The 14986-nt window shown below is 29.4% G+C and carries 20 protein-coding genes and 1 pseudogene; 12 read left to right on the top strand and 9 right to left on the bottom strand.

Annotated features, from left to right (window positions below; all coding sequences use genetic code 11):
- A complete protein-coding gene (locus DSQ20_RS00205) occupies positions 1-288 on the bottom strand; it encodes a winged helix-turn-helix domain-containing protein (RefSeq protein ID WP_179365582.1) in 288 nt (95 codons plus the stop codon).
- A 688-nt stretch (positions 289-976) separates the two neighbouring features.
- On the opposite strand from DSQ20_RS00205, the gene DSQ20_RS00200 reads away from it, so the two are divergent.
- Positions 977-1450, top strand: a complete 474-nt coding sequence (locus DSQ20_RS00200; protein ID WP_179366274.1) for a transcriptional regulator — start codon at positions 977-979, stop codon at positions 1448-1450.
- Here the strand turns inward: DSQ20_RS00200 and DSQ20_RS00195 are convergent.
- A complete protein-coding gene (locus tag DSQ20_RS00195) occupies positions 1447-2085 on the bottom strand; it encodes a Snf7 family protein (protein ID WP_179365581.1) in 639 nt (212 codons plus the stop codon). The two genes, DSQ20_RS00200 and DSQ20_RS00195, sit on opposite strands and share 4 nt — an antisense overlap.
- A gap of 309 nt (positions 2086-2394) precedes the next feature.
- Here DSQ20_RS00195 and DSQ20_RS00190 point away from each other — a divergent pair, with 309 nt between their 5' ends.
- From DSQ20_RS00190 to DSQ20_RS00170, 5 genes and pseudogenes are all read left to right on the top strand, one after another.
- The gene (locus DSQ20_RS00190; protein ID WP_179365580.1) at positions 2395-3306 is read left to right on the top strand and encodes a transcription initiation factor IIB family protein; all 912 of its coding nucleotides are present in this window, start codon (positions 2395-2397) and stop codon (positions 3304-3306) included.
- A gap of 35 nt (positions 3307-3341) precedes the next feature.
- Positions 3342-3770: a hypothetical protein gene (locus DSQ20_RS00185; RefSeq protein ID WP_007551725.1), complete on the top strand. Its 429-nt coding sequence runs from the start codon at positions 3342-3344 to the stop codon at positions 3768-3770.
- 475 nt (positions 3771-4245) lie between these two features.
- A pseudogene (locus tag DSQ20_RS00180) lies at positions 4246-4913 on the top strand (SDR family NAD(P)-dependent oxidoreductase).
- Between the two features lie 42 nt (positions 4914-4955).
- Entirely contained in the window at positions 4956-5162 is a 207-nt protein-coding gene (locus DSQ20_RS00175) for a hypothetical protein (RefSeq protein WP_179365579.1), read from the top strand.
- A gap of 10 nt (positions 5163-5172) precedes the next feature.
- Positions 5173-5988 carry a 3'(2'),5'-bisphosphate nucleotidase CysQ gene (locus DSQ20_RS00170; RefSeq protein WP_179365578.1) on the top strand — a complete coding sequence of 272 codons (816 nt, stop codon included), beginning with the start codon at positions 5173-5175 and terminating at the stop codon, positions 5986-5988.
- On the opposite strand, the gene cysC is transcribed toward DSQ20_RS00170, so the two are convergent.
- Entirely contained in the window at positions 5980-6495 is a 516-nt protein-coding gene (gene cysC, locus DSQ20_RS00165; RefSeq protein WP_007551719.1) for an adenylyl-sulfate kinase, read from the bottom strand. The two genes, DSQ20_RS00170 and cysC, sit on opposite strands and share 9 nt — an antisense overlap.
- Positions 6496-6658: 163 nt before the next feature.
- Between cysC and DSQ20_RS00160 the strand changes: the two genes are divergently transcribed.
- Positions 6659-7609, top strand: coding sequence for a hypothetical protein (locus DSQ20_RS00160; RefSeq protein WP_179365577.1), 951 nt, complete (start codon positions 6659-6661; stop codon positions 7607-7609).
- Positions 7610-7611: 2 nt separating this feature from the next.
- Here DSQ20_RS00160 and DSQ20_RS00155 read toward each other — a convergent pair whose 3' ends face one another.
- The 3 genes from DSQ20_RS00155 to DSQ20_RS00145 all read right to left on the bottom strand — a co-directional run bounded on the left by DSQ20_RS00155 (position 7612) and on the right by DSQ20_RS00145 (position 10054).
- The gene (locus DSQ20_RS00155; protein WP_179365576.1) at positions 7612-7908 is read right to left on the bottom strand and encodes a hypothetical protein; all 297 of its coding nucleotides are present in this window, start codon (positions 7906-7908) and stop codon (positions 7612-7614) included.
- A 192-nt stretch (positions 7909-8100) separates the two neighbouring features.
- Positions 8101-8688 (bottom strand): hypothetical protein, encoded by a 588-nt coding sequence (locus tag DSQ20_RS00150; RefSeq protein WP_179365575.1) that lies wholly within the window; start codon positions 8686-8688, stop codon positions 8101-8103.
- A 43-nt stretch (positions 8689-8731) separates the two neighbouring features.
- The gene (locus DSQ20_RS00145; RefSeq protein WP_179365574.1) at positions 8732-10054 is read right to left on the bottom strand and encodes an ammonium transporter; all 1323 of its coding nucleotides are present in this window, start codon (positions 10052-10054) and stop codon (positions 8732-8734) included.
- A gap of 117 nt (positions 10055-10171) precedes the next feature.
- On the opposite strand from DSQ20_RS00145, the gene DSQ20_RS00140 reads away from it, so the two are divergent.
- Positions 10172-10501 (top strand): P-II family nitrogen regulator, encoded by a 330-nt coding sequence (locus DSQ20_RS00140; RefSeq protein WP_007551714.1) that lies wholly within the window; start codon positions 10172-10174, stop codon positions 10499-10501.
- Here DSQ20_RS00140 and DSQ20_RS00135 read toward each other — a convergent pair whose 3' ends face one another.
- On the bottom strand, positions 10502-11080 hold the full coding sequence (locus tag DSQ20_RS00135; RefSeq protein ID WP_179365573.1) for a P-II family nitrogen regulator: 579 nt from the start codon (positions 11078-11080) through the stop codon (positions 10502-10504).
- Between the two features lie 201 nt (positions 11081-11281).
- On the opposite strand from DSQ20_RS00135, the gene DSQ20_RS00130 reads away from it, so the two are divergent.
- A complete protein-coding gene (locus DSQ20_RS00130) occupies positions 11282-11554 on the top strand; it encodes a hypothetical protein (RefSeq protein WP_048110593.1) in 273 nt (90 codons plus the stop codon).
- A gap of 84 nt (positions 11555-11638) precedes the next feature.
- Here the strand turns inward: DSQ20_RS00130 and DSQ20_RS00125 are convergent, their stop codons facing one another.
- Positions 11639-12805 carry a CBS domain-containing protein gene (locus DSQ20_RS00125; RefSeq protein ID WP_179365572.1) on the bottom strand — a complete coding sequence of 389 codons (1167 nt, stop codon included), beginning with the start codon at positions 12803-12805 and terminating at the stop codon, positions 11639-11641.
- Positions 12806-12927: 122 nt separating this feature from the next.
- Between DSQ20_RS00125 and DSQ20_RS00120 the strand changes: the two genes are divergently transcribed.
- The 3 genes from DSQ20_RS00120 (at position 12928) to DSQ20_RS00110 (ending at position 14748) form a co-directional block, all read left to right on the top strand.
- Positions 12928-13785 (top strand): CBS domain-containing protein, encoded by an 858-nt coding sequence (locus DSQ20_RS00120; protein ID WP_179365571.1) that lies wholly within the window; start codon positions 12928-12930, stop codon positions 13783-13785.
- Positions 13786-13849: 64 nt separating this feature from the next.
- Positions 13850-14272 carry a universal stress protein gene (locus tag DSQ20_RS00115; protein WP_179365570.1) on the top strand — a complete coding sequence of 141 codons (423 nt, stop codon included), beginning with the start codon at positions 13850-13852 and terminating at the stop codon, positions 14270-14272.
- A 20-nt stretch (positions 14273-14292) separates the two neighbouring features.
- Positions 14293-14748, top strand: a complete 456-nt coding sequence (locus DSQ20_RS00110; RefSeq protein ID WP_255458268.1) for a universal stress protein — start codon at positions 14293-14295, stop codon at positions 14746-14748.
- 2 nt (positions 14749-14750) lie between these two features.
- On the opposite strand, the gene DSQ20_RS00105 is transcribed toward DSQ20_RS00110, so the two are convergent.
- Complete coding sequence (locus tag DSQ20_RS00105) at positions 14751-14981, bottom strand: hypothetical protein (RefSeq protein WP_179365568.1); 231 nt, start codon at positions 14979-14981, stop codon at positions 14751-14753.
- Positions 14982-14986 lie beyond the last annotated feature (5 nt).

Genomic DNA, 14986 nt, shown 5'->3' with positions numbered 1-14986 from the left:
CTAGTACCTCAAATTCATACTTTCGACAAGTCCCTGGAATCTCTTGAATTCCTGGAAGAATTGAAGTCCCTTTTCGGTAATTAGGAAGACTCTATTCCTGTCGTTTTTGACTGACTCGACTAAGCCTGCTTCTACCAGTTTCTCACATTTGTCTAGTACTGCGTAGTGAGATAGGTTGGCTTTGCGAGATATTGCAGATACAATGACTCCAGAACGACCACCATCGGCAGTAACGTCAAGGATATCACCCATTATGCCCATTTCGGACCTGTATTGTTGTTTTGACATGGATTAGTATAGAATTACTTGGTTAATGAGGAACATTTTGAAACTTTGAAGCGGAACACAAAGCGGAACAGGTAATTCATCCCATAAAATGAGTATTTTCTGGCAAAATCACTGAAATCAGAAAAAATTTCAATTTTTCTCATGCCTAATAATTTAATGTAAAAAGAATTTTTTCTGGAATTTTTTTTAAAAATTTTTTTTACCAAAGTTTTCAATTATTTTAAGGATTTTTGGTGATTTTTGGCTAATTTTAATATATAAAGAACAGCATTGAAACATGTTTTTGGCCCAGATTAATCATAAAAATAAGAATTATTGACTTTTTTGAGATAAACTATCATTAAAAATCACATCTGTGATTAAAAAATGAAAGATAGAGTATTGGTTAATCTCGTTTTAAATAAAAACATGCTAAAAATTATCTATAGGATTAGATTAAACCCAATAAAACAATAGCTACATTTCTTTGATATATTTAGATAATACGATTTATCGAATAATTACGGATCTTTGTATCATAGTTCTCAAACCATGTATCTTATTCTATTAAAAAATTACATAAGGAAAATACAGAAATTTGATTTTAAGAGAATCGGTATAATTTTTTAAATGAACAAAAAATCAGTCACTAGGTCAGCTTTGAGATTCATAGTAACTTTTTATTCCCATTTTGAAAATAGATGGTAAAATGTTTGATAAATTCAAAAAAGATGAGGGTGGGGAAGCTACTGAAGAGAGAATTGTAGAACATGCAAGTATGAAATCTAATGAAAGTTCATCTAATGAAACAGTAGGAGAGATCGGTATTGTAGAACTAATGGATAAGCGTGTCAAATTGGAAGAAGCTATTGATTATGTAGGTCTAATGATTAAAAATTTGAAAGATAAACGAACTGTTTTAGAGAAAGATATTGAAGAAGAATCAGTTGATATTAAAAATTTGAAGGAAAAACTACAGAAAGTAAGTCAATACATTGAAGAGGAAAATAAAGGAATTAAAGAATTAGCTCATAAAAGACAGCAAGTTGAAAACGAAGCAGATGAAGTAGGCTCAATTATCAATAATCTAAGAGATAGATTGGCAGGAATTGACAGGATAATCGATAATGAAGGTAGTAGAGTTAAGAAAATTAAAGAATCCAGAGAATCTATAGAAAGTTAATAGAAATTACTTTTTGAAGCCATAGTATTTGTAGGTGTTGAAGGCAATCTAGTTCCAACAGAACTTTCAGCTACTGCTGCAGCTTCTTGTAGAATTTTTTCAGATTCAGAATTAGTTGTTTCATCCATTCCAAATGTAGCATCACTTGAAAAACTATCTGTCATAAATCCACCTAACATTTGAGCCATCTGGGTGATTTCTTTATCTGCGCTTGGCATGAATTTTACAAGAGAAGATTTTAGATTTTTCATCAAACCTATTGTAGGCATGATAGTAACTACTGTATCACCAAGATCATGATAAGTTGTTAATCTTAATTCGATTTGTTCTAATGCTATTCTGGCATTGCTTAGAATTTTTGTAGTTTTTCTTACCTCAACTAATTCTTTTGATAAAACTCTACTAGTATTCACATCATGTGATTGAGTTGCTTCAACAATTCTTTTGAAAAGTTTACTATCTCTTTCATTTAATTTGACAAGCATTGAATCAAGTTTGGCAATTTGTGCTTGTAATTTTTTAATTCCGTTTTGAATTTTTGGTTTTAAAGCTCCTTTAGGATTAATGGCATCACTAATTTTATCTGTAATTCCAGGTTTTTGTTGCCTATTCCATTTATTTTGTAAGTTTGACAATAGTTTCGATCATATAGTTTGTACTTAATTTCAGGTGTAAATATTGCTTAACAGTAAATAAAATATAACTAACAAGAGTATGCTATACCTAAAGATTTAGGACAGATACTCTTTGTGGATGAATTTTTTGTATGTGATTTTGAATCACAGAATTGCTGTTTAGCGATTCTCCGCATAGAGGACATTTTACCATTATATGCTTGTGTGGATAAAAAATTGTATTTAAATATTTTTTTTCGGCTAAATTAACAAAAAATACCCAAGTTTCAAATCTTTTTAAGCATAGAATGAAGATGAATTTCTGAATTTATGACTAAAAGTGTTGGTTCTGGAGTCAGATGTCAACGTTGTAACAAGGGAGTTTTTTTAACAGATTCTAATACAGGTGAAATGTTTTGCTCAAAATGTGGCTTTGTTGCTACAGATAGAATTGAGCAAGAAGGACCTGAATGGAGAGCTTTTTCCAAAGATGAAGGAGATAACAGAACCAGAACAGGTACACCTACTTCTTTGGCTATGCATGATATGGGTCTTGCAACAATCATTAATCCTTTAAATAAAGATGCTACAGGAAAACCGCTTTCTGCTTCTATGAAGAGCACTATTGAAAGACTTAGGACATGGGATAATAGAAGTCAGGTTCATGAGCCAGCTGATAGAAATTTCAGACAAGCATTTAGCGAATTAGATAGATTAAAAACAAAACTTGCATTATCTGATGCTGTTATTGAAAAAACTGCATATATTTACAGAAAAGCTCTAGACAAAGGTCTAGTTAGAGGACGTTCAATTCCAGGTCTAATAGCAGCATCTCTTTATGCAGCATGTAGAAACACGGAAACTCCTAGAACACTAACTGATGTTTCAAACGGAATTAATATCAAAAGAAAAGATATTGCAAGATGTTACAGATTATTACTAAGAGAATTAGATTTGAAAATGCCAGTTGTAAATCCTGTTAAATGTGTATCAAGAATATCTAGCATTGCAGGTTTGTCTGAAAAAACAAAAAGAAAAGCAGTTGAAATTTTAGATCAAGCTGCAAAAATTGAACTTTCTGCAGGAAAAGATCCAATGGGATTAGCTGCTGCTGCATTGTATTTGTCCTGTGTCATAAATGGTGAAAATAAAACTCAAAAAGATATTGCAGTTTCTGCAGGTGTAACAGAGGTAACAATCAGAAATAGATATAAAGGTTTGAAAGAAGCGTTGGAGTTATAATTTATTTTTATAATGGATTTGATTATTGAAATTAAATGAATAAAATATTAATTATAATTCCAATAATTTTTATCATAATTGTTATAGGATTATCTTTTAATTCCTCTGATAAGATTAGTAATAATACAGTTTTTCATGTAACTTTAGCGGATCCTAGTTTATACAAAAATGGAATTTATTCTAATACATTTACAATAAATGAAGGAAATTATGTTTTAAAATTTATTCCAAATGGTGATAGTCCTCAATCTCTAAATATTTTATTAAAAGGAGAAAATTATGACTTTTCGGAAAATTTCAAGTTAAATGGAACTTTACATCAAACAGGAATATCTGAATATTATACATGGGATTATGATGGCCAAAAAGAAATTACAATTTCTTCGTCTCAAAAAATACAAATTGAAATTAATCCAAATGGGAATGAATTAGGTTCGGTATCAGTCTATATTATTGAAAATTAAAGGCGTTTACCCCTTTACTGCAGAACTCTGAGAGATTTCCTCTCGTGGACAGGTCGTTAAAACGCCTGAATGCCTTTTCTGTTCTGCGGGGCAACGCAATTTTAGTCGATAGGAATTATATCCTTCGGCATTAATTCTTATAGTTACTTTAACTATTTAAGATTTAACACAAAAAATTATAATAATTTATAGACTTTATAAGATTTTTATCTATATAAGAATGATTTTTTAGAAATTCAGATATAAAAAATAATTTTAACATTCAGATTTTAAAAAATACAAGACAAATTAATTCTTGAAATAAAATTTGGTATGATTAATAATTAACAAATTTTAAAATTTATAAAAAATTTTTTCAAAGTTTATACTGCTATAAATTATGAAATTTATTGAATAAAATATTGAAATTATCTGGAAAAGTTGCTATTGTTACTGGCGGAAGTAGAGGTATTGGTTTTGCTACTGCAAAAATTTTGTGGAAAATGGTGCAAAAGTAGTGATAACAGCAAAGGATTCAAAACGATTAGAAAAAGCTACTAGTCAACTTACAAATACAATAGGAATAGCAGCAGATATTAGAAATGAAAATGATGTCAAAAAAGTTGTAGAGCAAACGATTAAAAATTTGGCAAGTTAGATATTTTGATAAATAATGCAGGAATATTCCCAAAAATAAAACAGTTGCATGAAATTAATGAATCAGAGTGGAATGAAGTATTAGATGTGAATCTCACAGGACAGTTTAGATTCACAAAAGAAGCTATACCTTATCTACGAAAAACAGCAGGATCAATAATTAATATTTCATCTGATGCAGGATTAAAAGCCTATCAAGGATTTAATGCTGATGCATATTCTGCATCAAAAGCTGGAATAATTATTCTTACAAAATGTTGGGCGTTAGAGTATGCAAAAGACAAAATTCGAGTTAATTGTATTTGTCCCGGTGTTGTAGATACTGATATGACAAAACCATTTTTAAAAACTCAAAAAGATAGAGAGTTTATGGATAACGAGCACCCGATAGGTAGAATAGGTAAGCCAGAAGAAGTAGCTAAAGCAATTTTATATTTTGCATCTGATGATGCTGCATGGACTACAGGTGCAATTCTTGCAGTTGATGGGGGAGAATCAATTAAATAAAATTCACATGGCTTTAATACTGTTTAATGAGTAATGAAAATGATGACGGATAGAAAGAAAAAAGCAAAATTAATTATTTTATTAGGAATAATTTGGGTAGTAATTACACTCCCATTACCTTGGATTGTAAACAATCCACAAGTATCAGAATCTCAATTTAACATCATACTTGGAATTATCGGAATAATGTCTATTCCATTTATTGTCCTAGGAGTTGTTTGGACATTAAAACCGGAATTAACAACCTAGGTAATTTCCATTGAAAAACATTCCAATTTTAGATAAAATGCCAGAATTAGATGTAGCTATCGAAGCTGCATATGAGGCTGGAAATACAATTTTAGAGATATACAAAAGAAATTATGAAACCTTCACAAAAAGTGATGACTCGCCGATTACTGAAGCCGATTTAAAAAGTAATGAGATCATTAAGACTATTTTATCAAAAACTAATCATAAAATTTTATCAGAAGAAGATAAAGATGATCATAAACGATTATCAGAAGAAATTATTTGGATAGTTGATCCGCTTGATGGTACTTCTGATTTCATAGATAAAACTGGAGAATTTACAGTCATGATTGCATTAATTAAAAATAAAAAACCAATTATTGGTGTTATAGGATGGCCAACAGAAAAAACAATTTTTGCAGCACAAAAAGGATGTGGTGCTTTTAAATTTTCAGAAGGCAAATGGAAGGAAATATCAGTTACAAAAATATCAGAACTTTCAAAATGCAAGGCAGTTGGTTCAAGACATCATCTTTCAGAAAAAGAAAAAATGTTTATCAAAAAATTAGGAATTAAAAACTTCACCAGTATTGGAAGCTCATTAAAAGTAGGAAAGATTAGTTCTGGAGAAGCTGAAGCATACATAACTACAACAGATAAAATGAAAGAATGGGATTCAGCTGCATCTTATTGTTTAATTTCTGAAGCAGGTGGAAAAATGACTGACATGTCTGGGAATGACATTACATACAATAACAAAATTGTAAATCATAAAAATGGAATTTTAGTAACTAATGGAATAATTCACGATCAAATAGTTAAAGAATTTAAAAAGCTAAATTAGATTTCTTTTTTTAAGAAAATCCTTTATTTTGTTAGTACTATCTGTCAATTGTTCATGTTCTGTATCTATTAGCAAGTCCGGATTTTGTGGAGCATCATATGGATCATCAATTCCTGTAAATCCTTTAATCTCTCCTTTTCTTGCTTTGGCATACATTCCTTTGACATCTCTTTGTTCACATTTTTCAAGTGAACATTTAACGTAACATTCAGCAAATTGATCACCTGAATTAATGATCTCTCGTGCATTATCTCTATTTTCTTTGTATGGAGAAACCAAAGAGACCGCAGATGGAACCCCATGTTTTAACAACAATTTTGCTAAATGTGCAACTTTTTTGTTGTGCTCATCTCTTCCTGCCTTGGAAAAATCTTTAGGTGAAAACCACTCTCTTAGTTCATCTCCATCAAGCATAGCTAGATTTGGGATGTCTTTTTGGAGTTCTTTTACAATTGTAGTCTTTCCAGAACATGGTAAACCAGTCATCCATAATACAAAAGGCTTCATAATTAGAATTTTCTCAAATAGGTCTTAAAGAGTTTACGTTAGAAATTAATTGTATTATTCAAGATGCTTAGTTTCATACGTATTTGCAAACTTTTTGTATTTTTGTCAAAGCCTATAATAACATAGAATAGTGATGTTACAATAATAATTTCAGGTAAAAATCATGAAATTCATCAAGGTTATGCCTCTGCTTCTTTTAGGATTTTTTGTTTTAGTATCAAGTGCATACGGAGAGACCATAAATCAGAGTATGGAAGGAAGTATGGATATTCAAATAACACATCCAGATGAAGCAATAGTTGGAAGAATAGCATCGATTTCAGTATTAATAAAAAATAATGGTTGGGAAGACAAACAAGATATTTCATTTATCTTTACTAGTCAAGATAATTCAATGATTCCAATTTTAGATAATAATATAACAATAAAGAAATTATCTCAAGGTAGTTCATTTGGAGGAAGTATAGATTTTAAGATTTCATCAGATGTTAATCCAGGAATACATTTTCTTAACGTAAAATATTCGCAGGTTTTAGTAAGTAATAACAAAGAACCACAAGAACCAAGTGTCTATGATATTGCAATACCAATAGTTGTGAAGAATGAACCAAGTGTAATAATTCATACAATTACACCAGATGCAATTTTTACAAATGCTGAATTTCCATTTATTGTCGAAATAATTTCTAAAGATATAGAAATTTCAAATGTCAATGTTGAGATAATTCCTCCAAGAGATATTCAATTTAGAGGAGAAACATTACATTCATTTTCAAATATACAAAAAAATTCTCCAATAATTATTAATTCAAGAATTATTTCTCCAATTGAAGAAGTAAATACAGAATACAAAATGCCATTTAACATCATAGTCAGATATACTGATGATGTAGGAGAAGAAAAAATAGAATCTCAGGCTATTTCTGTCATATTACGTCCTAGAACATTTATGGAGTTAACAACAGATGGTGGAATATGGATTGGAGATTTCTTTATAGCTCCATATGTAAGCATTGGAACAATAATTGGAATTCCAGCCGGAGCAATTATTTCATTATTAATTCGAAAAAGTCAAAAATCTACAAAAAAAAGATTGAAAAAGAGAAAAGAATAGAATTAAGAGTATAATTTTTCAGTAATGATTTGCATATATTTTTGATTATATTCTATAAATAATCGAATTTTATCGTGTGCCAAGGCCATAGCGCCAGGTCTACTATTGATTTGTTTATTTGCGCTTTGCTGTTGTTCTAATAATTTTTTTAAATCATTTTTAGTTTTAAATTCAAGTTGATTAATCAAGTTTTGATATTCATTTTCTAATAATTTTTTTGTATCAATAGCAGGAGGAAAGGCTCCTATGATTTCTTTTGTAGTAATTTTTCCAAATACTTTCAAATTTAAATCAGTCAAAAGTAAAAACTCCAGTTAACACCATAAAATCAATTTGGAGTATGTAGAATTAATGTTTTTTTAAAGATCGATTGAAAATATGAATTATAATTATTGTGTAAAAAATACAAAAATTATTACTTTTCTAAATTTGAAAATCATGTTAGAATTTAAAAAATTACGTAAAATGTATTTTTATCGTATAAACGAAAATCAATAATCGTGTTCATTAAAATCTGAACCAAGTGATATTGTTGCAATTACTGTGTTTTTTGTAGTTTGAAATTTAATATTTTTGTTTGGCATAAACTGATTAAAAATTTCTTTTAGTAATTGTTCTGTAAAAAATGACCAATTCATTCCTAATTCATGTTGAATAATAAAATGATGTAAATCTCCTTCAATTCGATGATCTGATTTCATTCCTGATGCACGCATATAATCTTCTAATGTTTCAATACAACGTTTCAAATCATATTTTCCTTTCATAAAAAGAACTGTATCTTTGATAATTGGTAAAACTGATTTAATGATTTCATTAATATCATCTCCATTCATTTCAGCACCTAATGAATCCAAGATTCCTCTTGGAATTGGAATCATTCCAATTTTATCACCAAATCGATCCCAGTTTACATATTTTTCAAGAATTTGTTTTACCAAAACATTTTGTGAAATTTTGTTATTTGTTGCTACTGTTTCTAATTCTTCAACAATTTTTGACGGTAGTCGATAAGTAATACTGCGTGTTTTTTCTTTTTTTTGATTGTCAGATTTGTTTTTTGATGGAGTAGATTTCACAACGAATTTAACAATTGTGAGTATATAAGATGTGTCGAAAATTTTATAAATTATTTAGATTTTTTTTATTAAAGAAAAATTCTTTTTTGTCTTCTAAATCATCTACATATGTATCCATATCTAACTTGAATTCTTCCTCATCAGCATATGCTCGTTCTGCATGTTCACTAATATCTAATCCCGCATCTTCAACTTCTGGCGATACTCTAACTCCAATTAAGAAATCTAAAATTTTCATAATTATCCATGTTCCACAAAAACCAAGAACTGCTGCTACACCAACTCCTATTGCTTGAATTCCTAATTGATCAGGATTGCCAAATAGTAATCCATTTGGTCCAGCTGGATTAACTAATTTACTAGCAAAGAGTCCAATTGAAAGAGAACCAATAATTCCTGCAACACCGTGAACTGAACTAACATCTAGTGCATCATCTATCTTTAGTTTTTCTTTGAAGATTATAATTCCAGAATAGGATGCTATACCAATTGCAATACCAATAACGAAAGAATGTTCTACGCTAACAAATCCTGATGCTGGTGTAATTCCTGCAAGACCTGCAATGGCACCATTAACTGCTGCAACTACAGAAGGTTTACCTGTTCTCATCCATGATAATCCAACCCAAATGAGTGCAGATACTGAAGATGCCATGTGAGTTACAATAACTGTGTTACCTGCTAGAGAACCAGAAGCTAATGCACTACCTGCATTGAATCCAAACCAACCTAACCAAAGTAGTGATGAACCTACTACTGCCAAAGGGATACTGTGAGGAATTTCAATTGCAGGACCAAAAAATCTTCTACGACCAAGTACTATAGCTGCAGCTAGTGCACCCATTCCAACACTTGTATGAATAACTATTCCACCTGCAAAATCAACAACACCAAGTTCTGCTAACCAACCACCTCCCCATACCCAATGAACAAGTGGATAGTAGATTAGAATAGACCAAGAAGCTATGAATATGATAAATGAACTAAATTTCATTCTTTCTGCAATAGTACCAGTCAGAAGCAATGGTGTAATTGCAGCAAACATCAATTGGAATTTTACAAACAATACACCTGGAATAGTTGGTGCATAATCAAGCGCTTCATCCCATGGAACTCCTTTTAGAAACACCCAATCCATATTTCCAATAAATCCACCTGATTCATCAGGGCCAAATGATAAACTAAATCCAAAAACAAACCACATTACACTAAGTAAAGCTAATCCAAAAAAGATTTGCATAAAAACAGATACGGCATTTTTCTTTCTCAATAATCCTGATTCAAAAAGTCCAAGTGCAGGTATCATTAAAAGAACTAAACTTCCAGCTACAAGCATCCATGCGGTATCACCTGTATCTATTGGCATGCTAGTTTTCAAGTTCTAAAACTAAATAATAATAACGAAAATAGCTAACCATTTGATTATCACTTGATTATCAAAATCTGAAACTATTATTTGTGAAAAACCTTTTAGAAATATCAAATGCTAAGAATCGAAGCACTGTTAGGAAATAATGACGTAATGGCGATAAGTGAGGCTTTAAGAAAAATTGAGATTGGTGGTTTGACGGTAGGTAAAGTCAGAGGAAGAGGAAAAAATCCACCAGCAGAAATTCATGCATCTAAAGGAAGTGCCATATTTCAACCTCAATTCAGTGAAAAATATGTCATAGTGGTAATTATTCCAGAAAGTAAGGAAGAGGAAGTTATCAATATTATTAAAACAAAAGGAAGTGTTGGAAAGATCTTTGTTTCACCAATATTACGTGCTATAGATATTGGAACGGGAAAGGAAGGAGAAGAAACAATTTAACTAAAAATCATGAAAATTATTTTCATAAACAATTGTAGAGTGTTTTAGTTGTTTTTCAATAGTTGGAAGATATCCCATAATACAATAATTAACAAAACTACTAAATGATTTAATTCTATAATCTGACTGTAATTTTTCTTTATTATCTTCATATATTTTTTCAAGTTTTATTAATGTAAACTTATGAAGTGGAACTAGTCTGCTTCGCTTAGTTTTTGGTTTGGAAGAGAAAAAGACTTTATCAGATTCAAGATCATGTTGTGCACTAAGTGTATTCATATCTACAACTTCTTCCATTTCTGAAATGAAGATTTTTCCTCCTTGATTTTCAGAAAAACCAGATTTCTTAGAAATTAAATTAATAACTTGTCTTGCATCTTTTTCTAAAACAACCAATTCTATTTTGGAAAGTGGAATTGCTTTAACATTAGTTGAACCAGCTTTTGCACCTGATTGTTTATCAAAAATTTTGTTATCTTCTAAATTTCGTTTATCAATAATTGAATATCCCATACTGCTTAGTTCACTAATAATTACAGGATATGTTGAACGCTTGATTATCGCTTCAATTTTTTTCATAAAAAAAATTTGAAAATAGGTTATTTATGTATCTATTTAATTATTATTCATGATTTTCAAAATTATTATCTATGGAGTGACTAAAAAATATCAAGAATAATTGAATAATTTGAATAAAATTTGTTTATTGGAATAGAAAAAGGGCTTAATTTACAGATTGAATTAATAAAACATTATAAGAAATCACTACAAGTAAACAGTATGGCAATTCCAGAAGATGTTCAAGAATATGTAGAAAAAAATGTCAAATTAATGATATCTCAGACTGAAACTTATCTTCCTTTTATTAAAATAGCATTTCCATATTCACAAAATTTGGCAGATGGTGTTTACAATCTAATTATAGGTAGTGCATTATCTGTTTTTGTAAATCAATATGCAATGAGGATGAAGTACCCATCAGCAGAAGATTTTGCAGATTTTGGAAGATTAACTTTCAAGTATAGGGAACAAATAGATAAATTCTTCAAATAATTATTTTAGAATCTTAATTTAGTAAAGATAAAAAATTATGTAATTATCTAAAATTTAAGAGAGTAATTAAGAAATATCCTATACTTAGAATATAGGTAATCCAATTTTTCGAATACTATCTTTAGATCTATTTTTTGCTCGTTTAGATAATGTTCGTAATAATTTTTGGCTCAAATCTTCTAAAACCTCACTTAAATCAAACCCAATCGAACTGAAGATTAGTGGGGTATGATGTGAAATTATAATCATAACCGTTACTTCAAATTTTCCTTCTTTTTTATTTCCAGTTCTTTGTTGTTTTATTGAAACTCTAGCTTCATGTATTTCAGAATATACGTTTTGTAATCTTTTTAGAATTTTTGCAAATTTTGAATTAATTAATTCTATATTTTCTTGATCATCAGGCATGCCAACAATGTATAACGGAATTTGAGTTTCAAGTTTAGATGCTAGTAAAACAAGTATGTCTCTATAAGTGATAATACCTTGAAGAGTATCCCAGAGATTAACTAGACAGCATGTAGTATCTGTTTTTAGCATTAAATTGATAATTTTATTTAAATCATCGTTAGCAGAACATTGTGGGATTCTAGTACTTCCTAAATTACCAATATTAGATTCTAATGCATGAAAAGTTTTTGGAATCATCGATTTTCGTCCTTGTTTTTCTGATGGAATAATTGATTGAAGTATATGGTATGATGTAAGAACTTGTTTAATCTTTCCCTGATTCAAAACTGGTAAATGATCTATTCTTTTATTAGTCATCAATCGTCTTGCATTGCTAATAGATTCACTAGAAGAGATTGTTATTGGATTTTTAGTATAAATCAAGTTAGCTTTAATCCATTTATTATCGTTTGATGATAGTAATGTAATAATTTGTTTAGATGTCACAACACCGATTATTTGGTTTTTATCTACTACAGGTACTTCTCTTATTCTATAATGTGCCATAATGTTTGCTACTTTCTGGACAGATTCATTTTGTGTAACGTGAGGTATAGGATAAAGAAATGATTCAATTTTCATTTTATTAATATTTTTAGCGTTTAGAAGAGATCTAATATTTGTAGAAAATACATTTTTGTCTTTAAGATAAAAAACATCATAGCAATTATTCTTGGTAATTTTATTAATTACACTTGAAATGGTATCAGTAGGGTCTATAGTTGTTGCTTTTGAAATCAGGGATTTCACTTTAATCAATTGAATGTTTTTCATATGTTCATGAATTGTATCACTAATCATTTTGTTAATCTTATGTAAAAATAATTTAATAGTAAATTAAAGGTATTGTTATATTTTCATAGTTGATATTCATAAATGATTTTTTAGTTGGTGTATTTAACTAATAATATTAATACAAAATTATGAGACTAAAAAATACAGATCTAAATAAAATAATTAAAAGAACCATTACAATTAGTCCAAATGCAAGTATATTAGATGCAAGAGAAATTTTACTTAGACATAACTTAAAACGACTTGTGGTAATAGATTCAAAAAAATGCCCTATCGGAATAATTACAGAAAAAGATATTGCAAAAACTATCTATGCTCTTGGTGACAAACCAATTAAATCTGTCAAAGTCTCTGGTTTTATGTCTAAAAAATTAATTACAGTAAAGAAAACAGATTCGATTTATGATTGCGCTAAATTAATGAAAAAAAATCGAATAGGATCTATAATTGTATTAGGTAGTAATGGTATTCTAGAGGGTTTAATTACAAAAACTGATCTTGCATCTATTTTTTTGACACATGCAATTTCGCCTCTAAAAGTTTCAAGGATCATGACTAGAAATGTAATCACTGCTATGCCTGGAGATTCATTATTGTATGTAGAAAGTCTGTTAATTCATAATAGAATTTCAAGAATTGTTATTCAACGAAATAGAATTCCTGTTGGAATTATCACATACAGAGATTTTGTTCCAGCAAAATTACCATATTGGTTATCTCAATCAGCTGATCCAAAAGAAGTTGAAAATTATAAAATGAATAGTCCTAATGAGTTTCAAGTAAATCAAATGAATCATCTTCTTCATTTCAAAGCTGTTGATATAATGTCGTCAAATCCAATTACAATTGAAGCTGGTGAGGATGTTGGAGTAGCTGTATTACTAATGATTAGAAATGGAATTAGTGGGTTACCAGTTGTAAAAAAATCAAAATTAGTAGGAATTATCACGAAAGCAGATATTGTAAGTGCTATTGCACAAGCCTAGTTTGATTATTATGATTGATAATCTTGATTTGGTGTTAAATCATAAAAATATAGGTTAAAAGTAAATGATTAGAAAAAATATTAAAAAAATACTTGTTCCTATTGATGGTTCTAAAAATTCTATGAGGGGATTGGATGAGGCAATTTATCTTGCAAGACAATGTCATGCAACAATTACAGGATTGTATGTAATTCCAATATATCCAAGAAATTTTGGTGATGCGATAATGCCATATCAGATGCACCTTACAAAATCAGCAAAAAAATTCATGGAATCTTCAAAGACTAGATGTGCACAAAAAGGAATTGTGTTTAAATCTAAAATAATTTTTGGAAGTCCAAGTATAGAAATTAATGAAATGGCAAAAGGATTTGATATTATTGTTATCGGATCTAGAGGTCAAAGTGGATTAAAAGAAATTTTCTTAGGTAGTGTTGCAAATGCTGTGGTACACAAATCAAAAATCCCGGTATTAGTCATAAAGTAGTGATCATAATGTTTTCAAAAATGCTAACCAAAATCCTTGTTCCATATGATGGTTCTAAATATTCAATAAAAGCATTAACTAGAGCTATAGAGCTTGCACATAATCTTGATTCAGAGATTTTTCTATTTTCTGTCATTTATCTAGATTATATTTCACCACCTGGAATGTTAGGATTAACTAAACTAAAATCTGAAAAAGAGGCTATAAAAAAATGGACAGAGTCGGTTATGGCAGATTCAGAAAAAATGCTAAAAATAGCAATTAAAAGATGCGATGAGAAAGGGATTTCTGCATCATATCATATTACACGTGGTAATGTCACAAATGAAATTTTGAAATTTGCAAAAAGAAAGAATATTTCATTAATAGTAATTGGTAGTCATGGTTTACATGGAATTGGTAAATTAAAAACATTAGGAAGTACTAGTAGAAAAGTTTCAGAACTAGCTAAATGCCCAGTATTATTAGTTAGATAATTTTAGACTAATTCTCCCAGAAAATGAACAACTTTGTTTACAACAATTACTGTTCTATCTTTAGGAATATGAAATAATTTTTCTGAATTGTCCGATGTTTCAATTATCAATTTAGAATAAGGATCTTTAAGTGATTTGTATAAAACTCCTTTATCTCCTACTGATTGAGACCAATTTGTACCTTGTAAAAACGAAATTGATTCAAATTTAATGACATGATATGAAAAAACCATGTTTA

It is taken from the genome of Nitrosarchaeum sp. AC2 (genome assembly GCF_013407385.1).
GTDB lineage: Archaea > Thermoproteota > Nitrososphaeria > Nitrososphaerales > Nitrosopumilaceae > Nitrosarchaeum > Nitrosarchaeum koreense.
The sequence above is the reverse complement of the archived record's forward strand: the minus strand, read 5'-3'. Positions and strand labels throughout refer to the sequence as shown.